The 25,916-nt window shown below is 75.5% G+C and carries 18 protein-coding genes; 16 read left to right on the forward strand and 2 right to left on the reverse strand.

Annotated elements, in window-relative coordinates; genetic code table 11:
- From folK to CBZ_RS08760, 13 genes are all read left to right on the forward strand, one after another.
- Positions 1 to 984 (forward strand): 2-amino-4-hydroxy-6-hydroxymethyldihydropteridine diphosphokinase (gene folK / locus CBZ_RS08700; RefSeq protein WP_246013185.1); only part of this gene is annotated, 984 nt, incomplete at its 5' end.
- Positions 981 to 1,469 (forward strand): DUF3180 domain-containing protein, encoded by a 489-nt coding sequence (locus CBZ_RS08705; RefSeq protein WP_130781175.1) that lies wholly within the window; start codon positions 981 to 983, stop codon positions 1,467 to 1,469. The genes folK and CBZ_RS08705, both read left to right, overlap by 4 nt.
- Positions 1,470 to 1,508: 39 nt before the next feature.
- Positions 1,509 to 2,039 carry a PH domain-containing protein gene (locus tag CBZ_RS08710; RefSeq protein WP_130781176.1) on the forward strand — a complete coding sequence of 177 codons (531 nt, stop codon included), beginning with the start codon at positions 1,509 to 1,511 and terminating at the stop codon, positions 2,037 to 2,039.
- Positions 2,036 to 3,637, forward strand: coding sequence for a PH domain-containing protein (locus CBZ_RS08715; RefSeq protein WP_130781177.1), 1,602 nt, complete (start codon positions 2,036 to 2,038; stop codon positions 3,635 to 3,637). The genes CBZ_RS08710 and CBZ_RS08715 overlap by 4 nt, the downstream gene beginning before the upstream one ends.
- Entirely contained in the window at positions 3,634 to 4,731 is a 1,098-nt protein-coding gene (locus tag CBZ_RS08720; protein WP_130781178.1) for a Rossmann-like and DUF2520 domain-containing protein, read from the forward strand. The genes CBZ_RS08715 and CBZ_RS08720 overlap by 4 nt, the downstream gene beginning before the upstream one ends.
- Positions 4,728 to 5,705, forward strand: a complete 978-nt coding sequence (gene panC / locus CBZ_RS08725; protein WP_130781179.1) for a pantoate--beta-alanine ligase — start codon at positions 4,728 to 4,730, stop codon at positions 5,703 to 5,705. Before CBZ_RS08720 ends, panC begins: the two co-directional genes overlap by 4 nt.
- On the forward strand, positions 5,702 to 6,208 hold the full coding sequence (gene panD / locus CBZ_RS08730) for an aspartate 1-decarboxylase (RefSeq protein WP_130781180.1): 507 nt from the start codon (positions 5,702 to 5,704) through the stop codon (positions 6,206 to 6,208). The genes panC and panD overlap by 4 nt, the downstream gene beginning before the upstream one ends.
- Positions 6,209 to 6,312: 104 nt before the next feature.
- Entirely contained in the window at positions 6,313 to 7,998 is a 1,686-nt protein-coding gene (locus CBZ_RS08735; RefSeq protein ID WP_130781192.1) for an L-aspartate oxidase, read from the forward strand.
- A 144-nt stretch (positions 7,999 to 8,142) separates the two neighbouring features.
- A complete protein-coding gene (locus CBZ_RS08740; RefSeq protein ID WP_130781181.1) occupies positions 8,143 to 12,189 on the forward strand; it encodes an endo-1,4-beta-xylanase in 4,047 nt (1,348 codons plus the stop codon).
- 143 nt (positions 12,190 to 12,332) lie between these two features.
- Positions 12,333 to 13,220 carry a carboxylating nicotinate-nucleotide diphosphorylase gene (nadC, locus tag CBZ_RS08745; protein ID WP_130781182.1) on the forward strand — a complete coding sequence of 296 codons (888 nt, stop codon included), beginning with the start codon at positions 12,333 to 12,335 and terminating at the stop codon, positions 13,218 to 13,220.
- A gap of 105 nt (positions 13,221 to 13,325) precedes the next feature.
- A complete protein-coding gene (gene lysS, locus CBZ_RS08750; protein ID WP_130781183.1) occupies positions 13,326 to 14,840 on the forward strand; it encodes a lysine--tRNA ligase in 1,515 nt (504 codons plus the stop codon).
- Positions 14,841 to 14,843: 3 nt separating this feature from the next.
- Positions 14,844 to 15,029 carry a hypothetical protein gene (locus CBZ_RS08755; RefSeq protein ID WP_130781184.1) on the forward strand — a complete coding sequence of 62 codons (186 nt, stop codon included), beginning with the start codon at positions 14,844 to 14,846 and terminating at the stop codon, positions 15,027 to 15,029.
- Positions 15,030 to 15,118: 89 nt separating this feature from the next.
- Positions 15,119 to 15,460 carry a histone-like nucleoid-structuring protein Lsr2 gene (locus CBZ_RS08760; protein ID WP_130781185.1) on the forward strand — a complete coding sequence of 114 codons (342 nt, stop codon included), beginning with the start codon at positions 15,119 to 15,121 and terminating at the stop codon, positions 15,458 to 15,460.
- Positions 15,461 to 15,714: 254 nt separating this feature from the next.
- Here the strand turns inward: CBZ_RS08760 and xylB are convergent, their stop codons facing one another.
- Both xylB and xylA read right to left on the reverse strand, forming a co-directional pair.
- Positions 15,715 to 17,163, reverse strand: coding sequence for a xylulokinase (gene xylB, locus CBZ_RS08765; RefSeq protein WP_130781186.1), 1,449 nt, complete (start codon positions 17,161 to 17,163; stop codon positions 15,715 to 15,717).
- A gap of 261 nt (positions 17,164 to 17,424) precedes the next feature.
- Complete coding sequence (gene xylA / locus CBZ_RS08770) at positions 17,425 to 18,612, reverse strand: xylose isomerase (protein ID WP_130781187.1); 1,188 nt, start codon at positions 18,610 to 18,612, stop codon at positions 17,425 to 17,427.
- Between the two features lie 101 nt (positions 18,613 to 18,713).
- Between xylA and CBZ_RS08775 the strand changes: the two genes are divergently transcribed.
- The 3 genes from CBZ_RS08775 to CBZ_RS08785 all read left to right on the forward strand — a co-directional run.
- Positions 18,714 to 19,922 carry an ROK family transcriptional regulator gene (locus CBZ_RS08775; RefSeq protein ID WP_130781188.1) on the forward strand — a complete coding sequence of 403 codons (1,209 nt, stop codon included), beginning with the start codon at positions 18,714 to 18,716 and terminating at the stop codon, positions 19,920 to 19,922.
- A 272-nt stretch (positions 19,923 to 20,194) separates the two neighbouring features.
- The gene (locus CBZ_RS08780) at positions 20,195 to 21,256 is read left to right on the forward strand and encodes a lactonase family protein (protein ID WP_130781189.1); all 1,062 of its coding nucleotides are present in this window, start codon (positions 20,195 to 20,197) and stop codon (positions 21,254 to 21,256) included.
- 183 nt (positions 21,257 to 21,439) lie between these two features.
- The coding region (locus tag CBZ_RS08785; RefSeq protein ID WP_130781190.1) for a glycoside hydrolase family 3 N-terminal domain-containing protein at positions 21,440 to 25,916 on the forward strand (4,477 nt) is incomplete at its 3' end.

Raw genomic sequence — 25,916 nt, forward strand, 5'->3', positions numbered from 1 at the left:
GGCGAGCTGTCCGCGGGACCGCAGGCCCACGTCGCGTCGCCGCTGCCGGCGGCTCCGGGCCCGGTGTCGCCCGGGCCGGGCGTGCCCACCGCGTCGGCGCACCCCGCTGCGGCGCTGGTCGCGCCCCCGATGCAGGTCGCACCGCCGACGCAGGCCGCACCGCCGGTGCCGGTCGCGTCGTCGGCCGTCGAGCCGTGGGACCCGTCGGCCACGCAGGTCATGCCGGGGCCCGTCCCGGACTACGACGACCCGGCCGACGTCGTCACGGGGGAGATCGTCACCGACCCCCTCGACGACGCGCCCGCGGCCCCCGTGGAGGTCGTCCTCGCGCTCGGCGCCAACCTGGGCGCCGCCCAGGAGACCCTGCGCGCCGCGGTCTCGGACCTCGCGGGGACGCGCGGCATCGAGGTCACCGACGTCTCGCCGCTCGCCCGCACGGCCGCGGTCGGGCCCGAGCAGCCCGACTACCTCAACGCGGTCGTCCTGGCCCGCACGACGCTGTCCCCGCGCGACCTGCTGCGCGCGACGCAGGCCGTCGAGCACGCGCACGGGCGTGAGCGCGCCGAGCGGTGGGGCCCGCGGACCCTCGACGTCGACATCGTCGTCTACGGGTCGGTGCTGGCCGTCACGGACGACCTGGAGCTGCCGCACCCGCGCGCGCACGAGCGGGCGTTCGTCCTGGAGCCGTGGTCGCAGGTCGACCCGCAGGCCGTCCTGCCCGGGCTCGGCGGCGGTCCCGTCGCGGCGCTCGCCGCCACCGCGCCGGACCGGGGCGGCGTCCGCTGGCTCGCGCTCGACTGGCTGACCGCCGCGGTGCCGGGCACGAGCGGCGTGCCCGTCGTCGACCAGCCCGCCCCCGGGTACCAGGACGGCGGCTACGACCCGCACCCGGCGGCGCCCGGCTACCCGCAGGACGGCGGCTACGACCCGCACCCGCCGCGCACCGACGGGACCGGTGCGGTGCCGCGGACGCCGCGCCCGTGATCCAGGCGACCCGCTGGCCGACGCTCGTCGGCATCACGGCCCTCGTCGCGGCGCTCACGTGGGCCGTGCTCGACGCCCTCATGGACCGCGGCGCACCGCCCCCGCAGGTCCCGTGGCTGGTCGCGGCGGTCGAGGTCGTCATCGCGGGCGTCGTCGTCGCGATGGGGTGGGCCGTCCGCCAGTTCCTGCAGGGCAAGCGGCCCGGGCTCAACCCGATCCGCGCGGCCCGGACCGCGGTGCTCGCGAAGGCGTCCTGCTACACGGGTGCGCTGCTGGCCGGCTGGTACGGCGGCCAGGCGCTCGCGCTCGTGGCGGACCAGGGCGTGCCCGGCAACACCGGCCGGGCGGCGGCCGCCGCGGTCGCCGCGGGCGGGGCGGTCGTGCTGGCCGTCGTCGGCCTGGTCGTCGAGCGGTTCTGCCGTGTCCCGCCGCCCGACGAGGGCGCCGTGCGCCGCGACGAGAGCGCCCCGGACGTCACGGGCTGACCGCTCCGGGCGGGGTGCCCGCGGTGGGAGGATGAGCGCATGACCTCCGACGTCAGCCAGCCGAAGGCCGACCCCACGCCCGCCGGGACGGACCTGTTCGACCCGCTGGGCGTGGACTGGACCCCCGTGTCGCCGCGGCTCGCGTCCGCACGGCTCACGGTGACCGCGATCGTCCTCGGGCCGCTGCTGATCGGCACGGTCGCGCTCGCCGCGCTCACCGGAGTCGCCTGGCTGTGGTCGCTGCCCGCGGTGATCGTGCTGCTGGGCGTCTGGATCGGGCTGCTCGTGCCCCGGCAGGTGCGCGCGCTGGCCTACGCCGAGCGCGCCGACGACCTGCTGGTCCGGCGCGGCATCCTGTTCCAGCAGCTCGTCGTCGTCCCCTACGGGCGCATGCAGTACGTCGACGTCACGGCGGGTCCGCTGGCGCGCAAGTTCGGCATCGCCTCGGTGCAGCTGCACACGGCGTCGCCCGCGACGACCGCGTCCATCGAGGGGCTGCCCCCGCAGGAGGCGGCGCGGCTGCGTGACCGGCTCGCGTCGCGCGGCGAGGCGCGGCTGGCGGGCCTGTGAGCGGGACGACCGCCGCGCAGCACCTCGAGTGGCGGCGGATGCACCCCGTCACCCCGGCGCTCAAGGGCTGGAAGATCGTGGTCGCGGTGCTCGTCGTCGGCGGGTACCAGGCAGCGGACGACGTCCGGCGGCTCATGGAGCTGTTCGAGGGTCGCGGCTGGCTCGTCGTGCTGGGCGTGCTCGCCGCCGTCGCCGTCGTCGGGTTCGCGTACTCGGGCCTCGCGTGGCGGATGACCCGGTTCGCGGTGACCGACGAGGCCGTGCACCTCAACACCGGCATCCTGTTCCGCCAGCAGCGGCAGGCGCGGCTCGACCGGCTGCAGGCCGTCGACGTCGTCCAGCCGCTGCTCGCGCGGCTCGTCGGGCTCGCCGAGCTCAAGCTCGAGGTCGCGGGCGGGTCCGGGTCGGCCGTGTCGCTCGCGTTCCTGCGGGAGTCCGACGCGCTCGCGCTGCGGGCCGAGCTGCTGGCGCTCGCGGCGGGGCTGCAGCGCCCGACAGCGGCCCCCGCTCCCGCCCTCGCCCCTGAGCCGGCGACCGGTGCGGTCGGCGACGGCGCGACGGCGACCGCCGCCGTTCCCGGCCTGGACGGCCACGTGCCCGGGGGCGGGTCCGACGTGGTCGCGGCGGCGCTCGGTGCGCCCACCACGCCGCCGTCGACGACCGCCGCCGGCACGACCGTCGTACCGGTGCCCGCGTTCGAGGCCGCCCCCGAGCACCAGGTGTACGAGGTCCCGATCGGGCGGCTCGTGCACGCGACGATCCGCTCCGGCGCGACCGTCGGCCTGGTCCTCGCGGTGGTCGTGGCGATCGGCGCGGGCATCCTCAGCCGCACGTTCGCGACCGTCTTCTTCCTGCTGCCCATGCTCTTCGGCCTGCTCTCGTACGTGTGGTCGCGCATCAACCAGGGCGCGAGCTTCCGGGCCGCGACGTCGCCCGACGGCATCCGCCTGCGGCACGGCCTCACCGAGTCGCGCGCGCAGACCGTGCCCCCGGGCCGGGTCCAGGCGATCCGGCTCAGCCAGGGGCTGTGGTGGCGGCGGCCCGACTGGTGGCGCGTCGAGATGAACGTCGCCGGGTACTCCGTGTCGGGCGAGCAGCAGCGCGACACCGTGCTGCACCCCGTCGCGACGCGCGACGAGGCCCGCACCGCCCTGTGGCTCGTGCTGCACGACCTGGGCGTCGACGACCCGGTCGCGGTCGTCGACGCCGCGCTCACCGGGACCGACGGCGCGCAGGGCTTCGCGGTCGCGCCGCGTCGCGCCCGCTGGGTCGACCCGCTCGGCTGGCGGCGGCACGGGGTGCTCGTGACCCGGCGCGCGCTGGTCATCCGGCGCGGGCGGTGGTTCCGGCAGGTCGACGTCGTCCCGCACGAGCGCACGCAGTCGCTCGGCCTGCAGCAGGGACCGGTCCAGCGGCGGCTCGGGCTCGCGTCGTTCGTCGTGCACTCGACGCCCGGCCCGGTCAGCCCGGACGTCGCGCACCTCGACGCCGCCGTGGCGGTCGCGCTGCTCGACGAGCAGGCGGAGCGGGCCCGGACGGCACGCGCGAGCGCCGGGCCGGAGCAGTGGATGCGGACGCAGCCCGGGGCGGAGCGGTGACCCGACCGGGCCGGCTCGGTGTCGGCGTGGTCGGCACGGGCCGCGTGGGCGCCGTCCTCGGCAACGCGCTGCGCGGTGCGGGGCACCCGGTCGTCGCGGCGTCGGGCATCTCCGAGGCGTCGCGCGAGCGCGCCGAGGCGCTGCTGCCGGGCGTCCCGCTGCTGGACGTGCAGGAGGTCGTGCGGCGCGCGGAGCTCGTGCTGCTCACCGTCCCGGACGACGCGCTCGCGGACCTGGTGCGCGGCCTCGCGGACCTCGGCGCGTGGCAGCCGGGGCAGATCGTCGTGCACACGTCGGGACGGTTCGGCACGGACGTCCTCGACCCCGCGCGCGCGGCGGGCGTCATCCCGCTCGCGATCCACCCGGCGATGACGTTCACGGGCACGTCGCTCGACCTGGCGCGGCTCGCGGGCTGCCCGTTCGCGGTGACCGGTCCGGGCGCGGTGCTGCCCATCGGGCAGGCGCTCGTCGTGGAGGTCGGGGGGGAGCCTGTCGTCGTCGACGAGGCCGCGCGCGGGCTGTACCACGCGGCGCTCGCGCACGGCGCGAACCACCTGGTCGTCCTCGTCGCGCAGGCCGCGCAGGCCCTCGCCGCGGCGGGTGTCGAGGACCCGGGCCGCATGCTCGGGCCGCTGCTGGAGGCCGCGCTCGACGGCGCGCTGCGGGCGGAGTCGCCCGCGGACCCGTCGGGTGACCGCGGTGCGGGGGCCATCGGTGCGCTCACCGGGCCGGTGCGGCGCGGCGACGACGGCACCGTCCGGGAGCACACGGCCGTGCTCGGCCGGTTCGTCGCCGCGTCGGGCGCGGTCGACGTGCTCGACTCGTACCGGACGCTCGCGCGCGGAGCGACGCGGCGGGCGCTCGCGGCGGGGATCGTCTCCGACGACGCTGCGACCCGTGTCCTGGACGCGCTCGCCGACGGCCCGGCGGACGTGACGTCCGCCACCCCACCTGCGGGCGAGGGCATGAGCGGGGATGCTGGATCGTTGGACCAGGAGGGACGGCCCGCCGGTGACCCGCCGGCGGGGCCCGACGACGGCCCGACCGGGCCGGGGCCGACCGGGCAGACCCGCCCGCAGGAGGACGACCGATGACACCACGCACGACGCCGGCGCTCGCGCGCACGCGCGCCGACCTCGCCGCGGCGCTCGCCGAGCAGGACGCCCGTGCGGCGTCGCCGGCCCGCGGCACACGCCCGTACCGGCGCGCGGTCGTCATGACGATGGGTGCGCTGCACACCGGGCACCTGTCGCTCGTCGCGCACGCGCGCGAGCTCGCGGACGACGTCGTCGTGACGATCTTCGTCAACCCGCTGCAGTTCGGGCCCGCCGAGGACCTGTCCCGGTACCCGCGCGACCTCGACGGCGACCTCGCGATGCTCACCGGCCCCGGGCTGCTGGGGGCGGGCGACGTGGTGTTCGCGCCGGGCGTCGACGAGGTGTACCCGGGCGGCGACCCGACGGTCCGCGTGAGCGCGGGCCCGATCGGCGACGTGCTCGAGGGTGCGGCGCGGCCCGGGCACCTGGACGGCGTCCTCACGGTCGTCCTCAAGCTGCTGCACCTGACGCGACCCGACGTGGCGCTGTTCGGCGAGAAGGACGCGCAGCAGCTCGCGGCGGTCCGTGCCATGGTGCGCGACCTCGACGTGCCCGTCGAGGTCGTCGGCGCCCCGCTGGTGCGGGACGTGGACGGCCTGGCGCTGTCGAGCCGCAACGCGTACCTGTCGCCCGACGAGCGGGTCCGCGCGCTGGGCCTGTCGCGCGCGCTGCGCTCGGGTGCCGAGTGGGCGCGGGCGGGTGCCGGGGCGCACGAGGTGCGGGACGCGGCGCGGTCGGCGCTCACGGCCGCGGGGGTCGAGGAGGCCGACGTCGACTACGTCGCGCTGGTCGACCCGGACGACTTCACGGAGGTCGCGGACACGTTCGCGGGCGTGGCGGTGCTGCTGCTCGCGGTGCGCGTCGGGACGACGCGCCTCATCGACAACACGGCGGTGACGCTCGGTGCGTCGCGGCTGCCCGACGGCGTGGTGGCGCCCGGTGCGTCCACCCAGGGAGGAGCCCGCGCATGACGACGCTGCAGCGGACCATGATGACCGGCAAGATCCACCGCGCGACGGTGACGCAGGCGGACCTGCACTACGTCGGGTCGATCACGGTGGACGCGGACCTGCTCGCGGCGGCGGACCTGCTGCCGGGTCAGCAGGTCGACGTGGTCGACGTGACGAACGGCTCCCGCCTGACGACGTACGCGATCGCGGGCGAGGCCGGGTCGGGGCAGGTGTGCATCAACGGCGCCGCGGCGCACCTGGTGCACCCGGGTGACGTCGTGATCCTCATCGCGTACGGCCTGATGTCGGACGCGGAGGCGCGCACGTACCAGCCGCACGTGGTGCTGGTGGACGCCGAGAACCGGATCGTCGAGCTCGGGGAGGACCCGGGCCGGGTCCCGGACGAGTGGACCGCGCAGGCGGGCCTGGTGTCGAGCGGCGTGCCGTTCGCGGTGGGCCGCGACCTGGTCGAGCACCCGCACCCGTTCCCGCCCGCGGCGGGTCCCGCCGGCACCGACCGGTGACCGCGGTCGAGGCGGGGGCGACGACCACGGGGACGACGGACACCGGCCCGGCGCGTGCCGGGTCGGGGACGGTCGCGCGTCCGGGGCCTGCGGGCGCCCCCCGCCTGGCGACGCGGCTCGCCGCGCCCGCGGCGGGCTGGACGGTCGAGGCCGACGCGGTCGTCGTCGGGTCGGGCATCGCGGGCCTGACGGCCGCGCTCGAGCTGCGCACGCGGGTGCCGCGCGTGCTGCTCGTGACGAAGGACGCCCTGGTCTCGGGCTCGACGGTGTGGGCGCAGGGCGGCATCGCCGCCGCGCTCGACCCGTCGGACTCCCCGGCGGCGCACCTGCAGGACACGCTCGTCGCGGGCGTCGGCCTGTGCGACCCGCGGGCGGTCGAGGTGCTGGTCACGGAGGGCCCGACGCGCGTGCGCGAGCTCGTCGCGCGCGGGGCGGTCTTCGACACGCAGCCCGACGGGCAGATCTCGCTGACGCGCGAGGGCGGGCACCACGCCGACCGGATCGCGCACGCGGGCGGCGACGCGACGGGTGCGGAGATCTCCCGGGCGCTGGTCGCGCAGATCGAGGCGGTGCGGCACGACCCGGGCATCGAGGTCATCGAGCACGCGCTCGTCCTCGACGTCCTCACGGGTCCGCCCGGGCCGGACGGCGCGCCGGGTGCGGCGTGCGGCGTGACGCTGCACGTCATCGGCGCGGGTCAGCGCGACGGTGTCGGGGCGGCCCTGGGCCGGGCCGTGGTGCTCGCGACGGGCGGCATCGGGCAGGTCTTCCGGTCGTCGACGAACCCGGCCTCGGCGACGGGCGACGGGATCGCGGCGGCGCTGCGCGCGGGCGCGGTGCTGGGCGACGTCGAGTTCGTGCAGTTCCACCCGACGGTCCTGTGGCTCGGCGCGGGCGTGAAGGGGCAGCTCACGCTCGTGTCGGAGGCGGTGCGGGGCGAGGGCGCGCTGCTGCTCGACACGGACGGCGTGCGGTTCATGCCGGACGAGCACCCGATGGCCGAGCTCGCGCCGCGTGACGTCGTCGCGCACGCGATCGTGCGGCGCATGGCCGCGACGGGCGCGGACCACGTGTGGCTGGACGCGCGGCACCTGGGCGCGGACTTCCTGCGCCGGCGGTTCCCGACGATCCACGAGCGGCTGCTGGAGCACGGCATCGACCTGGCGAACGACCTGGTCCCCGTGGCGCCCGCGCAGCACTACCACTCGGGCGGCGTCGTGACGGACCTCGTGGGACGGACGTCGGTGCCGGGCCTGTACGCGGCGGGGGAGGTGGCGTGCACCGGAGTGCACGGCGCGAACCGGCTGGCGTCGAACTCGCTGCTGGAGGGTCTGGTCTTCGCGACCCGCGCGGCCCGGCACATCGCGGCGAAGGTCGCCGAGGGTGCGCTGCCGCGGCAGACGCCGGAGCGCCGGTCGGGCGACGCGGCGCTGGTCGCGGCCGCCGCGCGGTCCCGGGTGCAGCGGATCGCCTCCGACGGCCCCGGGGTGCTGCGGTCCGGGGACGGGCTGCGCCGGGCGGGTGCCGCGCTCGCGGGGGTGCCGACGGACGCGCACGAGCGCCGCGACGAGGGCCGGGCGCTCGCCGCGCCGCAGGTCGCGGAGTGGGAGACGACGAACGTCCACCAGGTCGCGACGGTCCTCACGGCCGCGGCGCTGGAGCGCGCGGAGTCCCGCGGGGGGCACGCACGGTCGGACTTCCCGGACCGGGACGACGCGTGGCGGCTGCGGCTGGAGCTCGCGCTCGACGCGGACGGCCGGCTGGTGTCGTCGCGGGTGCCGATCGACTGACCGGGGCGCATGCCGGATCGTCGATAGTTTCGACACATCCGTCGGGAGGTTTCTGCCCGTCAGGTCTGGCCGGATTGTCGGCGCTGCCCGTATCGTCGGACCGAAACCCCGGGAATCGGGACCCGTCTGCGCAAAGGAGCGTCGATGAGTCGGTCAGGCGTGTTCGAAACTATCGGAGTCGGGGTGCTGGCGTTGGGCCTGGTGGCCGCGCCGGCGCTCGGCTCCGCACCCGCGTCGACGGCCCGTGCCGCCGACGTCGAGATCTTCCGCAGCGACTTCGAGGGCGGCACCTACGCCCCGTGGACGCCGAGCGGCAGCCCCACCCTGAGCCTCGCGCCCGACCCCGACGGGACCGGCACCAGCCTGAGCATCGCCGGCCGGACCGCGGGCTGGCAGGGCGTCGCGCTCGACCTCGTCCCGCTGCTCGAGCCCGGTGCCACCTACACGGTGAGCATGCGCGCGCGCCTCGCCGACGCCACCCAGCCCGCCGCGGGCGTGCACTTCACCGTCGACGCGCCCGCCGCGTCCAACCCGTACACGTGGGTCAGCGGCCCCAGCACCCTCGCCGCGGACGCGTGGACGACGATCAGCGGCTCCTACACCTTCGAGGAGGGCGTCGGTGCGGCGCGCATGTACCTCGACGGCGGCGACGCGGCACCGTTCCCCGACGTGCTGCTCGACGACGTCGTGATCACCGGCCAGGAGCCGACGGACCCGGGCGGCGTCGTCCCCGGCGGCGCGGTCGACCCCACGACCACCCCGGTCGCCACGGCCCGCGGCACCGGCGACGTCGCGGCGCTGACGTTCGACGACGGCCCCAACGGCGCCACGACCACGGCGCTGCTCGACTTCCTCGCCGAGCGCGACCTGCACGCGACGTTCTGCGTCATCGGCCAGAACATCGAGGCGCCCGGCGGGGCGGACGTGCTGCGGCGGATCGTCGCCGACGGCCACACGCTCTGCAACCACACGACGTCGTACGCTGACATGGGCGGCTGGACGGCCGAGCAGGTGCGCGCCGACCTCGTCGAGAACCTCGGCATCATCCGCGACGCCCTCGGCGACCCGCGGGCGAAGGTGCCGTACTTCCGCGCCCCCAACGGCTCGTGGGGCGTCACGCCCGGCGTCGCGGTCGCGCTCGGCATGCAGCCGCTCGCGGTGACGAACACGATCAACGACTGGGCGACGCAGGACGTCCCGACGCTCACCGCCAACCTGCGCGCGGCCATGAAGGCCGGTCAGGTCGTGCTCGCGCACGACGGCGGCGGCGACCGCAGCGGCACGCTCGCGGCCGTCACGACGGTCGTCGACGAGCGCCTCGCGGCGGGCTGGCAGTTCACGCTGCCGACCGGCGGGCTCGACGACGACGGCTCTTTGCCCACGGGCCTGAGCAACGACTTCGAGGCCGGCCTCGGCGTCTGGGGCCCGCGTGGCCCGAGCAGCGTGACGCTCTCCGACGACGCCCACGGCGGCGCCCAGGCGGCGCTCGTCGCCGACCGGACGCAGGCGTGGAACGGCATCGGTGCGACCGTCACGGACGTCTTCCAGCAGGGCCGCACCTACACGGTCTCCGCGTGGCTCAAGCTCGCGGAGGGTGCGACCGAGCCCGCGGACCTGCGGATCTCGGTGCAGCGCGACACCGCGGGGGAGTCGACGTACGACACCGTCACGACGGCCACCGGCGTCACCGCGGACCGCTGGGTCCAGGCGCAGGCGCAGTACACGATGGCGTCGGCCGACTCCGCGCTGCTGTACGTCGAGTCCTCGTCGTCGCTCGCGTCGTTCCTGGTGGACGACGTCGTCGTCAGCGGCTCGACGGCCCCGCCGGTGCAGCAGGACATCCCGTCCCTCCAGGACGTGCTGCCCTGGCCGGTCGGCGTCGCGATCGACGAGCGCGAGACGGTCGGCTCCGGCAAGGAGCTCGTCGTCAAGCACTACGACCAGATCACCGCCGAGAACGCCATGAAGCCGGAGAGCATCCAGCCGACCGAGGGGACGTTCACGTTCGAGGCGGGCGACGCGCTCATCGACGCGGCCGTCGCGAACGGGCAGCGCGTCTACGGGCACACGCTCGTGTGGCACTCCCAGACGCCGGACTGGTTCTTCAACCATGTCGACGGAACGCCGCTGACCGACAGCGCCGCGGACCAGCAGATCCTGCGGGACCGCATGCGCACCCACATCGAGACGGTCGCCGACCACTACCGCCAGAAGTACGGCGAGTACGGCACGGCGGGCAACCCGATCGTCGCGTACGACGTCGTCAACGAGGCCATCGCGGAGAGCGAGTCCGACGGCCTGCGCAGGAGCCGCTGGTACCAGGTGCTCGGCGAGCAGTACCTCGACCTCGCGTACCAGTACGCGAGCGAGGCGTTCAACGGCGGCGACGCCGACGGCCCCGTCCAGCTGTTCCTCAACGACTACAACACCGAGCTGCCCGCCAAGCGGCAGGCCATGCTCGACGTCGTCAACCGGCTGCTGGCCCGCGACGTGCCGCTCGACGGCCTCGGCCACCAGTTCCACGTCAACCTGCTGCAGCCCGTCTCGCAGATGAAGGCGAGCATCGACGCCTTCGCGACGACCGGCCTGCTGCAGGCCGTCACCGAGCTCGACGCCCCCATCGACGGGACGGTCACGGCGGAGAAGCTCGTCGCGCAGGGCTACTACTACGCGGACGTGTTCGACATGCTCCGCGAGTACCCGGACCTGTTCGCGGTGACGCTGTGGGGCCCGTACGACAGCCGGTCGTGGCGCGAGGGCGCGCCACTGCCGTTCGACGACGACCTGCAGGCCAAGCCGGCCTACTGGGGCATCGTCGACCGCGGCGAGCTCCCGACCCTCACCCGGCAGGCCGACGCGCACGCCGGCACCCCCACGGGTGTCGACGACCCGACGTGGCGGCTCCTGCCGCAGACGCCGGTCGGCGAGGGTACGGGCTTCCAGCTCCGCTGGTCGGCCGACGGCCTCACGGCGTACGTCGAGGTCGCCGACGCGAGCGACGACGGCGCCGACGACGTGGTCGACGTCTTCGCGGGCGACGCGCACGTCGCCGTCCCGCGCAGCGACGCCACGGCCACGGCGGGCGGCTACCGGCTGGCCGTCGCGCTCCCCGTCGCCGGCCTCACGCAGGGCGGCACCGTGCCGTTCGACGTCCGGGTCACCGACGGCGCGACGGGCGAGCGGCGGTCGTGGAACGACCTGTCGCACGGCCAGGAGGACGGCGAGCGCCTCGGCGTCGTCACCCTCGTCGAGCCGGTCGGGTTCCTGTCCGCCCCGCAGGTGGGCTCGGCCCCGGTGATCGACGGCCTGGTTGACGACGCCTGGGCGTCCGCGCCCGTCGTCACCACGGACGTGCAGGTCGAGGGCACCGCGGGTGCGACGGCCGAGGTCCGGGTGCTGTGGCACGACGACGCCGTCGACGTGCTGCTCCGGGTCGCCGACCCCGTCATCGACGAGACCGCCACCAACGCGTGGGAGCAGGACTCGGTCGAGATCTTCGTCGACCCCGTCAACGCCAAGGGCGGCGCGTACACGCCGCAGGACGGCCAGTACCGGATCAGCGCGAGCAACGCGCAGTCGGTCAGCGGCGACCTCACGGTCATCGGCGACCGGCTGACGTCCGCGACCGCGCTCGTCGACGGCGGGTACGTCGTCGAGGCGTCGATCGCGCTCGGCCGCGACGCGACCGCCGGGGACCTCGTCGGCCTGGACTTCCAGGTCAACGACGCGACCGACGGCGTGCGCGGGTCCGTCCGCACCTGGACCGACCCGACGGGCCGCTCGTACCAGAGCACCGCCCGCTGGGGCGTCGCGGAGCTCGCCGCCCCCGTCGTCGCGCCGGGTCCGGTCCTCACGCTCGGCGCCGAGCGCGTCGCCGCGGGCAAGAAGCTCGGCGTCGACCTCGCCGGCTTCGAGCCGAAGACCAAGGTCACGCTGGTCCTCGACCGGGTCGGCGACACCCCGGCGAAGCCCCCGCGCGGCGGGCTGCTCGGCCAGCTCCTCGACGGGCTGAGCGACTGGTACTGGAAGGACGCCGCGCTCGGCACCGTGAAGACCGACGCGTCCGGGGCCGCGAGCACGACGGTCAAGGTCCCCGCGTGGGTCCTGCCCGGCGACTTCGAGGTCAAGGCGTACGTCGGCGGGGAGGTGGTCGCCGCCGCCCCGGTGCGGGTGGGCGTGATCTTCTCCTGACGGCGCCGGTGTGGAAGGTCTGTCGCTCCCGACGCGACAGACCTTCCACACCGCGCGTCCGGGCCGGGCGGCCGGACGACCGAGCGGGCCGGACGGGTGGGTGGCGCGGTGGCGCTTGGCCCGGCGCACGTAGGGTGGCGGTCGTGCAGCAGCAGCTCGACCCCGTGTGGGTCGCCCAGGTCGTCCGGACGGCGCTCGACGAGGACCTCGGGCCCGAGCCGGGCCGGGACGTCACGTCGCAGGCGACCATCCCGCCCGACGCCGTCGGCACCGCGCACCTCGTCGCCCGCGCCGAGGGCGTCGTCGCCGGCCTCGTCGTCGCGCAGGAGGTCGTCGACCAGGTCGCCCGACGCCTCGCGCTCGCCCCCGTCCGCGTGGACCTCACGGTCGCCGACGGGGCGCACGTGTGGCGCGACGAGGTGCTCGCGGTCCTCGTCGGGCCGGTGCAGGCGCTGCTCGTCGCCGAGCGCACGCTGCTCAACCTCGCGTCGCGCGCGTCCGGTGTCGCGACCCACACCCGCCGCTGGGCCGACGCCCTCGACGGCACCGGCGCGCAGGTCCTCGACACCCGCAAGACGACCCCCGGCCTGCGGGCCCTCGAGAAGTACGCGGTGCGCTGCGGCGGCGGCACGAACAAGCGCATGGGCCTGTTCGACGTCGCGATGGTCAAGGACAACCACGTCGTCGCCGCCGGCTCCGTCGCCGCGGCCGTCCGGGCCGTGCAGGAGCGGTTCCCCGACGTCGACATCCAGGTCGAGGCCGACACGCTCGACCAGGCGCTCGAGGCCGTCGCCGCCGGTGCCCGGTTCCTGCTGCTCGACAACATGCCCGCGCCGGTGCTGGCCGAGGTCGTCGCCGCCGTCCGCGCAGGCGAGCCGACGACCGGGCGCGTCGAGCTCGAGGCGACCGGCAACCTCACGCTCGACCGGGCCGCGGAGGTCGCCGCGTCCGGCGTCGACTACCTGTCGGTCGGCGGCCTCACGCACTCGTCCCCGATCCTCGACCTGGCGCTCGACCTGCAGCCGTCCTGAGCCCGCACGGTGCCGGGGGCCCGTGGGCGTCGGACGACCGGCCCGACGACCCGTCGTGACCGTCGGCACGGCGGACGGAGCCGGGCGCGCCGGTAGGATCACGGGGTGACCGCTGCGCCTGACGAGACCCCCGCCGACGACACCCCCGAGCAGATCCAGGTCCGCCGCGCGAAGCGCGAGCGCCTGCTCGGCCAGGGCGAGCAGGCGTACCCCGTCGGCGTCGCGCGCACTCACACCATCGCGCAGGTCCGGGCCGAGCACCCCGACCTCGAGGCGGGTGCGGAGACGCAGGACGAGGTCGGCGTCGCGGGCCGGGTCGTGTTCCTGCGCAACACCGGCAAGCTCTGCTTCGTCACGCTGCAGGACGGCGAGGGCAACCGCCTGCAGGCGATGCTGTCGCTCGGCGAGGTCGGCGAGGAGCGGCTCGCCGCGTTCAAGACCGACGTCGACCTCGGCGACCACCTCTTCGTGCACGGTCGCGTCATCTGCTCCCGGCGCGGCGAGCTCTCGGTGTTCGCGGACACCTGGCAGCTCGCGGCCAAGGCGCTGCGCCCCCTGCCGAACCTCTACGAGGGCACCGAGCTGTCCGAGGAGGCCCGCGTCCGGCAGCGGTACGTCGACCTCATCGTCAACCAGCGCTCGCGCGACATGGTGCGCACGCGCGCCGCCGTCCTGCGGTCCGTGCGCGACAACCTGCACCGTCGCGGGTTCCTCGAGGTCGAGACGCCCATGCTGCAGGTCCGGCCCGAGGGCGCCGCGGCCCGGCAGTTCGAGACGCACATGAACGCGTTCGACATCCCGCTGTTCCTGCGGATCGCACCCGAGCTGTTCCTCAAGCGCGCCGCGGTCGGCGGCGTCGAGCGCGTCTTCGAGATCAACCGCAACTTCCGCAACGAGGGCGTCGACGCCACGCACTCGCCCGAGTTCGCGATGCTCGAGGCGTACGAGGCCTACGGCGACTACGACACCATCGCCGACCTCACCCAGGACCTCGTGCAGACCGCCGCGCGCGATGCTTTCGGGTCCACGACCGTGACGCTCGCGGACGGCACCGAGTACGACGTCGGCGGCGAGTGGGCCCGGCTGCCGATGTACGACTCGCTGTCCGAGGCGCTCGGGCAGGAGATCACGCACGACACCACCGACGACGTCCTGCTGACGCTCCTCGAGAAGGCCGAGATCGACCTGGCGCCGGGGCAGCGCAACCACGGCAAGATGGTCGAGGAGCTGTGGGAGCACCACGTCGGTCATCAATTGACCGCCCCGACGTTCGTGCGTGATTTCCCCGTCGAGACGTCCCCGTTGGTGCGCGACCACCGCAGCAAGCACGGTCTCGTCGAGAAGTGGGACCTGTACGTGCGCGGCATGGAGCTCGCGACCGGCTACTCCGAGCTCGTCGACCCCGTGATCCAGCGGCAGCGGTTCGAGGCGCAGGCGCTGCTCGCGGCGCGCGGCGACGACGAGGCGATGCGTATCGATGAGGACTTTCTCACCGCCATGGAGTTCGCGATGCCCCCGTCGGGCGGCATGGGCATGGGAATCGACCGCCTGCTCATCGCGCTCACCGGGCTCGGTATCCGCGAGACCATCCTGTTCCCGCTCGTGAAGCCGCAGGCCTGACCCGTGAACGGACTCGGAGCAGCCCTCGCGGCCATCCTGCCGTCGATCGGCGTCGGCCTGATCTTCTGGTTCGCGATCCGCGCTCTCGTGAATGCCGACCGCACCGAACGGCAGGCATTGGCCAGAATGGATGCCGCGGAACGCCTCGCCGCAGAGCAGGAAGTGCAGCGGAAGAATGGCGATTCGTAGCCTCATCGTTTGACGTCAGAATCGGACAGATGCCATGCTGCCCGGGTAAGCGTAATTTCCCCTCCACGCACTTACCCCCGGAGCGAACAATGGCTCAGAAGGTCCAGGTCCTGCTCGTCGACGACATCGACGGCGGAACGGCGGACGAGACGGTGACGTTCGCGCTCGACGGCGTCACCTACGAGATCGACCTCACGGCGGCGCACGCCACCGAGCTGCGCGACGCCTTCGCGCAGTGGGTCGGGCACGCTCGCAAGGTCGGTGGCCGTTCCTCGTCGGGCCGCTCGGCCGGACGCACGGGCGGCAGCGCCAAGCGGTCGACGGGCGACGCCCAGGCGATCCGCGAGTGGGCGAAGGAGCACGGGCACCACGTCTCGGAGCGCGGCCGCATCTCGGCCGAGGTCAAGTCGGCGTACGACGCCGCGCACTGAGGCGACGCACCGCCGCGCACTGAGGCGACGCACCGCCGCGCACTGAGGCGACGCACCGCCGCGCACTGAGGCGACGCACCGCCGCGCACTGAGGCGACGCACCGCCGCATGCGCGAGGCGCTGAACCGAGCGATGACGCACTGACGGACCGACGCAGACGACGAAGCCCCCGGAACCGATGGGTCCGGGGGCTTCGTCGTGCGTGGGGCGTCGCGACGCGGGGTCGGCCCCGTCGTGCGGGGTGCGCCGGGGCGTCAGGCCGGGCGGGTCGCGGTGAGCTCGCGGACCGCCGCGTACTGCTCGCGGATGCGCGCGACCGGGTCGGCGCGGTGCACCGACGACTCGGCGGCCGCCGTCCACGCCGGTGCGGAGGCCGCGCCGGACAGCACCCACGCCGCCTGGCGGGCGGCGCCGTCGGCGACGTACTCGCCCGGCGTCGGCACGTGCACGTCCAGGCCCAGCACGGCCGGGGCGATCTCCCGCACCGCGCGCGACTGGGCGCCGCCGCCGATGAGGAACAGCCGCTCGACCGCGACGCCCTGGGCGCGCAGCGCGTCGATGCCGTCGGCCAGGGCGCACAGCATGCCCTCGACGGCCGCGCGCGCGAGGTGCGCGGGGGTCGTGTTCGCGAGCCGAAGGCCGTGCAGCGCGCCGGTGGCGTCGGGCTTGTTGGGGGTCCGCTCGCCCTCCAGGTACGGGACGAGGACCAGGCCGTCGGCGCCCGCGGGCGCGGACAGCGCGAGGTCGGACAGGCCGGCGTGGTCGACGCCGAGCATGCGGGCCGTCGCGTCGAGGACACGCGACGCGTTGAGCGTGCACGCGAGCGGCAGGAACGCACCGGTGGCGTCGGCGAAGCCTGTCACCAGGCCGGAGCCGTCGGCGGTGGGGGAGGAGCTGATCGCGGACACGACGCCCGACGTGCCGATCGACACGGCGACGTCGCCGGGCGCGAGGCCCAGGGCGAGCGCGGCGGCGGCGTTGTCGCCGGCCCCCGGGCCGAGGACGGGCTCGCGCGCTCCGACGGCCGCACGCGGTCCGGCCTCCGACGGGCCGAGGACCCGGGGGAGCTGCGCGGCGTGCCCGAGCCCGCGCTCCAGAAGGTCGAGCCGGTAGTCGTCGGTGGCGGGCGACCAGTAGCCGGTGCCGGACGCGTCCGACCGGTCGGTGACGAGCGCGTCGAGGCCCGCGCCGCCGCTGCCCGGGCCGTGACCCGCGAGCCGCCACGTCAGCCAGTCGTGGGGGAGGGCGACCGCCGCGACACGGGCGGCGTTGTCGCGCTCGGCGTCGCGCAGCCAGCGCAGCTTCGTCACGGTGAGCGACGCGACGGGCACCGAGCCGATCGCGTCGGCCCACGCCTGCGCACCGGCCTCGGCGTCGCCGTCGCCGAGCTCCGCGACCAGGTCGAGCGCGGCCTGCGCCGAGCGGGTGTCGTTCCACAGCAGCGCGTCGCGCACGACCTCGCCCGAGGAGTCGAGCGTGACCATGCCGTGCTGCTGGCCGCCGACGGAGATCGCGTCGACGTCGTCGAGGCCGCCCGCGTCGGTGATCGCGGTCTGCAGCGCGTCCCACCAGTGACGCGGGTCGACGGACGTGCCGTCGGGGTGCGAGGCGCGGCCCTGGCGGACCAGCGCGCCGGTGTCGGCGTCGCGGACGACGACCTTGCAGGACTGCGTGGACGAGTCCACGCCGGCGACGAGCGTCATGGGGGTTCCTTCTGCGGGGCGGGCCGGCGACGGTGCGCGGTCCGGGGCCGACGGGGTGCGCGGGTCGCGCGGGCGGTGAGGTGGTGAGGGCGGCGGGGGTCCGGCAACGGTGCCGGTGCCGAACGGGTGCCGGCGCCGCAGCGGTGCGGATGCCGCGGTGGTGTCCGGTGCTGCGGTGGTGTCCGCGAGCGTCCCGGGCCACCGCGCCAGGACGCCCGGCCCGTCGCGATGCGGAGTCGCGACGGGCCGGGCGGTCGCCGGTCAGCGAGCGCCGAGCGCGTGCTCCAGGGCGAGCTGGTTGAGGCGGACGAAGCCGAAGCCGCGGGCGGCGACCGCGTCGACGTCGAGGTCCTCGTAGGCCGAGGTGTCGGCGAGCAGGTCGTCGAGCGTCTCGCCCTCGGCGAGCGTCGGCTGCGCGAGGTCGAGCACGCCCGACTCCTCGAACGCCGCCTGGACCTCGGGGTCGGCGCGGAACGCCTGCGCGCGCTCCTTGAGCAGCAGGTACGTCGCCATGTTGGCCGACGCGGAGTCCCACACGCCCTGGAAGTCCTCGGTGCGCGACGGCTTGTAGTCGAAGTGGCGCGGACCGTCGTAGGTCGGGCCGCCCGACGGGAAGCCGTTCTCGAGCAGGTCGACCGTGGCGAACGCGGAGAACAGGTCGCCGTGGCCGAAGACGAGGTCCTGGTCGTACTTGATGGACTTCTGGCCGTTGAGGTCGATGTGGAAGAGCTTGCCCGCCCACAGCGCGAGGCCGATGCCCTGCGTGTAGTTGAGCCCCGCCATCTGCTCGTGGCCGACCTCGGGGTTGAGACCGACGATGTCGGCGTTCTCGAGGCGGTCGATCAGCGCGATCGCGTGGCCGATCGTGGGCAGGAGGATGTCGCCGCGGGGCTCGTTGGGCTTGGGCTCGAGCGCGATCTTGAGGTCGTAGCCCTTGCTCTTGATGTACGCGGCGACGGTGTCGATGCCCTCGGCGTAGCGGTCGTGCGCGGCGTTGAGGTCCTTGGCCGAGTCGTACTCGGCGCCCTCGCGGCCGCCCCACATGACGAACGTCGACGCGCCGAGCTCGGCGGCGAGGTCGACGTTGCGCACGACCTTGCGCAGGCCGTAGCGGCGGACGCGGCGGTCGTTCGACGTGAACGCCCCGTCCTTGAAGATCGGGTGGCTGAAGGTGTTCGTCGTGACCATCTCGACGGTGATGCCGGTCTCGTCGAGGGCCTTCTTGAACCGCGCGAGGATGCGGTCACGCTCGGCCGCGTCGGAGCCGAACGGGACGACGTCGTCGTCGTGGAAGGTGACGTGCGCGGCGCCGAGCTCGGCGAGCTGGTGGACCGACTCGACGGGGTCCAGCCACGGGCGCGAGGCGCTGCCGAACTGGTCCTGGGCGTTCCATCCGACGGTCCAGAGGCCGAAGGAGAACTTGTCGTCGGGGGTGGGCTTGCGGACCATCGCGACCTCTCATCATCGAGTGCGCTCGCGCGGCGGGGTCGGCCGCGTCGAGATTTGTTGTACGGCTGAACTTATGGCGGATCCGGGCTAGGGTCAACCCCGTGAGGGCGACGGCAGCACGGCAGGCGAGCCTGCGGGAGCACAACCTCGGCCTCGTCCTGCGCGTCGTCCTGGACGCCGCGACCGCCGGCGCCCCACCACCGTCCCGCGCCGACGTCGCCGCCGCGACCGGGCTCGCCCGCGCGACCGTCTCCGCGCTCGTCGACCGGCTCGTCGCCGCCGGGCTCGTCGCCGAGCTCGACCCCGTCCCCACCCAGCGCGCCGGCCGCCCCGCGGTGCCGCTCGCCGCGCCGACCGGCACGCTCGCCGCCGTCGGGGCCGAGGTCAACGTCGACTACCTCGGCGTCCGCGTCCTCGACCTGTCGCGCCGCGTCCTCGCCGAGCACGTCGAGCACGGCGACTTCCGCGGCAGCGACCCCGCAGCCGTCCTCGCGCGGCTCGGCGCCCTCGTCGACACGGTCACCGCGACGCTGCCCGGCACCCATCCCGCGGCCCGGGTCGCCGGTGCGACCCTCGCGCTGCCCGGCCTCGTCGACGCGCGCGGCGGCGCCCTGCGCTACGCCCCCAACCTCGGCTGGCGCGACGTCGACGTCGCCGACCTCGCCCGCCGCTCGTCGGACACCCTGCGCGCCCACCCGCCACGGCTCGCCAACGAGGCCGACCTGGCCGCACGCGCCGAGGCCGTCGCCCGCCGCACCGCCGAGGGGCGCCCCAGCTTCGTCTACGTCTCCGGCGAGATCGGCGTCGGCGGCGCCCTCGTCCTCGACGGCGAGATCTTCACCGGACGGCACGGCTGGGCCGGCGAGCTCGGGCACACCCTCGTCGGCGACGCCCGCACGCTCGAGCAGGTCGCCGGGCAGGACGCCCTGCTGCGCGCCGCCGGGCTCGACCCGCACGACGGCGTCGCCGCCCTCGTCGCCGCGGCGGCCGCCGACGCCCCCGGTGTGCGGGCGGCGCTCGCGGACGCCGGACGGGTCCTCGGGGCCGCCCTCGCGAACGTCGTCAACCTCGTCGACGTCGGCCACGTCGTGCTCGGCGGCACGTTCGCGTCGCTCGCCGACCACGTGCGCGGGCCCGTCCTCGACGCGCTGCGGCGGCACGTCATCGGCGCGCCGTGGGCCGCGCCGACGGTCGACGTCGCCCGTGCCGGCGACCACGCCGCGATGACCGGCGCGGCGCTCACCGTCCTGCGCACCGTCGTCGACGACCCGTCGGCGTGGATCGTCGAACCGGCGGACGCCCCCGCCTGACCTCGCAGGCGCGCACGCCGCGACGACCGTCGGTGCCAGGACCGTTCTGAGCACCGTCGTCGACAACCCTCCGGCGGGGAGCGTCGATCCGGAGGGCGCCCCGCCTGACCCGGGCGGCGTACCGCGCACCCCGGGGTCCGTACCGACGCCCCGGGCCGAGCGCTCACGCCGACCCGATCGGCGAGACGTCGATCGACCCCGCCGACCCGCGCTCGCCCCGGTCGGGGCTGCCCCGGCGCGCGACCGGACCCGCCCGCGTAGGCTCGGCGCCCGTGACGCGACTCTGGATCGGCACGTACCCCGAGGCCGGCGCCGGGACCCCCGTCGGGCTCGGCGAGGGCGTGTGGCGGGTGGACCTCGACGACGCGACGGGGGTCCTCTCCGACGCCGAGCTCGTCCTGACGCTCCCGTCCCCGTCGTTCCTCGCGGTCGCCCCCGACGGGCGGACGCTGTACGCGGCGCTCGAGGTCGAGGACGGCCAGGTCGTCACGCTCGACGTCGACGAGCGCGGCGGGCTCACCGAGCGGACGCGCGTGCCGTCGGGCGGCGCGTACCCGTGCCACGTGTCGACGGACGTCGACGGGCTGGTCGCCGTCGCGAACTACGGCTCGGGCACGCTCGGCGTCCTGCCCGTCGCGGCCGACGGCGAGGCGGGCGAGCCCGTCGCGGCCCACGCGCACGTCGGCACCGGGCCCGTCGAGGACCGGCAGGAGGGCCCGCACGCGCACTTCGTGACCGTCGCGCCCGGTGGCCGGCACCTGCTCGTCGTCGACCTCGGGACGGACGAGGTCCGCCGCTACCGCCGTGCCGAGGACCGCGTCGAGCCCGACGGCGTCGCGGTCACGCTGCCGCCCGGCACCGGCCCCCGGCACCTCGACTTCGCGCCCGACGGCCGCACCGCGTACGTCGCGGGCGAGCTCGACGTGCAGGTCCACGTCCTCGCGTGGGACCCGGAGACGGCGACGGGCACCCCCGTCCAGACGGTGCCCGCCGTCGGTGCCGGGGTGCCGGTCGTCGGCGACGGGGGAGCGCACGACCCGGTCCGGCACCCCGACGGCGCGCTGCCGTCGCACCTGGTCGTCGACGGTGACGAGGTGCTCGTCGCGGTGCGCGGCGCCGACGTCCTCACGCGCTACCGCATCGGCGGCGACGGCCTGCTGGCCGACGGGCGCACGCACGCCCTGGGCGGCCACTGGCCGCGTCACTTCGTGGTCGTCGGCCCGTGGGTGGTCGTGGCGCTGGAGCGCGCGCACCTGCTGACGGTGCTCGGCCCGGACGGCGAGATCGTCTCGACGCTCCCCCTCCCGTCCCCGACCTGCCTGGCCCCGGCCTGACCCACCCGTTCGTCGTGACCGAATCGTGACCTTCTGCACTTACCGTCCGGTAAGTCTTTATGGTCTGCTGACGGGACCGCGGGACCGAGCAGGTCGCCGACGGGGCAACGGGGCCCCGACCGGCGTGGTCCGACGCGGCGACCGGCCAGGGGAGCCGGCCGGAGGCGTCACGAAGGAGTGGCCGTGCTGCGTGCCCGTCGTCGTCCCACCAGGAGCCACCGTCCGGGCAGCGACCTGCCCCCGGACACCGACCGACGCACCGGCGCCCCACCCGCAGAGCACCCCCGGGCGGCGGTCGCGACGCTCGCCGCCGCGGCCCTGACCGCCCCGCTCGTCCTCGTCACGGCAGGCCCGGCGACCGCGGCGCCGGGCGACCTGGCCCTCACGGGCACGGCGACCGCGTCGCAGCACCAGGCCGACGGCGACGGCACCTTCCCGCCCGACGCGGCGGTCGACGGTGACCCGGCGACCCGCTGGGCGAGCGGCAACGGCCCCGACGAGGACGTCGAGTTCACGGCGTGGCTGCAGGTCGACCTCGGCGCGACGGCGTCGGTCGACCGCGTGAGCCTGGCGTGGGAGGCGGCCTACGCGACCGCGTACGACGTGCAGGTCGCGACGGACGCGCCCGACGACCCGGCGTCGTGGACGACCGTGCACACCGAGACGGCGGGCGACGGCGGCACCGACGACCTGACTCTCGACGCACCGGCCGACGCCCGGTACGTGCGCGTGCAGATGAACGAGCGGCGGGCCTTCGACTGGGAGGCGCCGACGCTGCACTGGTACGGCTACTCGCTGTTCGCGCTCGAGGTGTACGGCACGCCGGGCGCGGTCGCGACGGCGTTCGGCACGGCGGGCGTGAGCGTGCCCGCGGGGCAGACGGCGCAGGTCCCGGTGGTGCTGGCGACGGCGGCGGAGCAGCAGACGACGGTCCGCGTGACGTCGACGGGCGGCACGGCGACCGCCGGCGCGGACTTCACGGCGGTCGACGAGGTCGTGACGTTCGCGCCCGGTGAGACGGCCGCGACGGTCGAGGTCGCGACGGTCGACCACGGCCCGCTCGCGCCGGCCCGCACGGTCGTCCTCACGCTGTCCGACCCGTCGGACGGCGTCGTGCTCGGTGGCCGGACCACGACGACGGTGACGATCACCCCGCACGGCTCGCTGCCCGACGTGGGCGCGGTGACCGTGCTCGACGACTACGAGGACGGTGTCCCCGCGGGCTACACGACGTGGGGGGTCAGCGCCCCGGTGACACCCGTGCTCACCACCGCGGAGACCGACCGCCCGGGTGCGGCCCCGGGCAGCCACGCGCTCGTCGCGACCGTCGCCGGGCCCACCGCGCCGGGCGACTGGTTCGGCCTGACGCACGACACCGCGGCGACGGACTGGTCCGACCACGACGGCTTCACGTTCTGGTTCCTCGGCACGGGCGGCGGCGGCCTACTGCGCTACGAGCTCAAGAGCGGCGGACAGCTCTTCGAGACGTCGGTGGTCGACGACGCGGCCGGCTGGCGGCAGGTGAACGTCGCGTTCGCGGCGCTGCGGCTCAAGGGCGACCCGGGCAGCGACGCGCGCTTCGACCCGTCGGCGTCGACGGGCTGGGCGATCACGCTCACGGACCTCGGCGCGGGCGCCTGGCAGGTCGACGACCTGGGCCTGTACGACCGGGTGACGACGGTCGAGGACGCGGAGGGCGACGTCCCGCTCGCGGAGCCCGGCACGACGGTCGGCCTGTTCACGTGGGGGTCGGCGGGCGCGCAGGTGTCGCTGGGCGTCACGCAGCAGGACCGCGAGGGCGGCCCGGCGGACAACCACGTCCTGTCGGGCGACTACCTCATCCCGTCGGGCGGCTGGGGCGGCTTCAGCCAGAACCTCGCCGCCGCGCAGGACTGGTCGTCGTTCCGCGGCATCCGGCTGCTCTGGTACGCGTCGCAGGACACGCGCCCGGCGTCGCCGACGGCCGGTGACGACATCAAGGTCGAGCTCAAGGACGGCGGTCCCGACGGCGAGCACTCGGAGCTGTGGGCGACGACGTTCAAGGACAACTGGGCGCCCGACGGCAGCCGCTGGAAGCTCGTCGAGCTGCCGTTCGACCAGTTCACGCTCGGCGGCTACCAGCCGGGCGACGCGGCGACCCGCAACGGCACGCTCGACCTCACGTCGGCGTGGGGGTACGCGCTGACGTTCGTGCCGAACACGGCGAACCCCGTCCGCTGGGCCGTCGACGACGTGCAGCTCTACGGCTCGGCCGTCCCGGCGCCGACGGCCGTCGTGGCCCCGGCGCAGGACGTCGTGCTCGTCGAGCCCGGCGCGACGGCGCAGGTCCCGGTGGTCCTCACGACGACCGACGGCGCGCCGCTCCCGGCGGACGTCATGGTCGGCTACGCGGGCACGGACGGCACCGCCGAGGCGGGCACGCACTACGACGCCCTGGACGGCACGCTGACGTTCCCGGCGGGCACGGCGTCGGGCGCGACGCAGACGGTCGAGGTCGTCACGCACGCGACGGCCGCGCAGGACGACGCCCGCACGCTGGAGGTCACGCTGACGGCGACCGGTGCCGCGGTGGACCGGAGCCCGCGCGTCGTGCTCGACGCGGTCGGTGCCCCCTACCTCGACGCGGACCGCCCGACCGCGGAGCGCGTCGAGGACCTGCTCGGCCGCATGACGCTCGCGGAGAAGGTCGGCCAGATGACGCAGGCCGAGCGCCTGGGCCTGCAGTCGCCGACGCAGATCGGGTCGCTGGGCCTGGGGTCGGTGCTGTCGGGCGGCGGCTCGGTCCCGACGGACAACACCCCGGCAGGCTGGGCGGACATGGTCGACGGGTTCCAGCGCGAGGCGCTCGCGACGCGGCTGCAGGTGCCGATCGTCTACGGCGTCGACGCCGTGCACGGCCACAACAACGTGGTCGGGGCGACGATCTTCCCGCACAACAGCGGCCTCGGGGCGGCGCGTGACGCGGGCCTCGTCGAGCGGGTCCAGCAGGTCACCGCGCGGGAGGTCCGGGCGACGGGCGTGCCGTGGACGTTCGCGTCGTGCCTGTGCGTGACGCGCGACGAGCGGTGGGGCCGGTCGTACGAGTCGTTCGGCGAGGACCCGGCGCTGGTCACCGCGATGGCCGCGGCCACGGTGACGGGCCTGCAGGGCACCGACCCGGACGACCTGTCGGGGCCGGACGAGGTGCTCGCGACCGCGAAGCACTGGGTCGGCGACGGCGGCACGACGTACGTGCCGGAGCTCGCGGGCAGCGGGTACCCCATCGACCAGGGCGTGACGCGGGTCGGCTCGCTCGACGAGCTGCGGCGCCTGCACGTCGACCCGTACGTCCCCGCGATCGAGGCGGGCGTCGGGACGATCATGCCGTCGTACTCGGCGGTGTCCGTGGACGGCGGCGAGCCGGTGCGGATGCACGAGAGCGGCGCCCTCAACACCGATCTGCTCAAGGACGAGCTCGGCTTCGACGGGTTCCTGATCTCCGACTGGGAGGGCATCGACAAGCTCCCCGGCGGGACGTACGCGCAGAAGGCGGCGCGGGCCGTGAACGCCGGTCTGGACATGGCGATGGCGCCGTACAACTTCGGGGCGTTCATCACCGCGACGACCGCGAACGTCGAGAGCGGCGTCGTGAGCCAGGAGCGCGTGGACGACGCCGTGCGGCGCATCCTCACGCAGAAGTTCGCGCTCGGGCTGTTCGAGCAGCCGTTCGCGGACCGCACCCACACGGGCGACCTCGGGTCGGCCGAGCACCGGGCGGTGGCCCGCGAGGCCGCGGCCCGGACGCAGGTGCTGCTCAAGGACGACGACGTCCTGCCGCTGGCCCCCGACGCGCACGTCTACGTCGCGGGCTCGAACGCGGACGACCTCGGCCACCAGATGGGCGGCTGGTCGATCTCCTGGCAGGGCGGCACCGGCGACACCACGACGGGCACCTCGGTCCTCGAGGGCATCCGTGAGGTCGCGCCGGGCGCGACCGTGACGTACTCGAAGGACGCGGCCGCGCCGATCGGCGACGCGACCGTCGGGGTCGTCGTCGTGGGCGAGCCGCCGTACGCGGAGGGCGTCGGCGACGTCGGCAACAACGGTCGCAGCCTGTCGCTGCCCGCCGCCGACCAGGCGGCGATCGACACCGTGTGCGGCGCCGTCGAGTGCGTCGTGCTCGTCGTCGCGGGCCGCCCGCAGCTCGTCACCGACAGGCTCGGGGCGATCGACGCGCTCGTCGCGTCGTGGCTGCCGGGCTCGGAGGGTGCAGGTGTCGCGGACGTCCTGTTCGGCGCCGAGCCGTTCACCGGCCGCCTGCCCGTGTCCTGGCCGGCGTCGGCCGAGCAGGTCCCCGTCGACGTCGGCGACGAGGAGTACGACCCGCTGTACGCGTACGGCTGGGGCCTGCGCACGGACGCGCAGCGCGACCGGCTCACGACGGCCGTCGACGCCCTGCCCGCGGGCGACGCGCGCGACGCCGTCCAGGCCGTGCTCGACGCCGACGTCTGGGACGGCACGACGCTCGCCGCCGACACGCTCGGCACCGCGGTCCCGCTGCTCGCCGACGCCGCCGCGGCGCTCGACGGCACGGACCGCACGACGGCGACGGCGGCCGGCCTGGTCGTCAGCGTCCTGCGCGACCTCGCCCAGGCGGCGGTCGTCGCGGGCGGACCGGGCC

The sequence above is a fragment of the Cellulomonas biazotea genome (assembly GCF_004306155.1).
GTDB classification, from domain to species: domain Bacteria; phylum Actinomycetota; class Actinomycetes; order Actinomycetales; family Cellulomonadaceae; genus Cellulomonas; species Cellulomonas biazotea.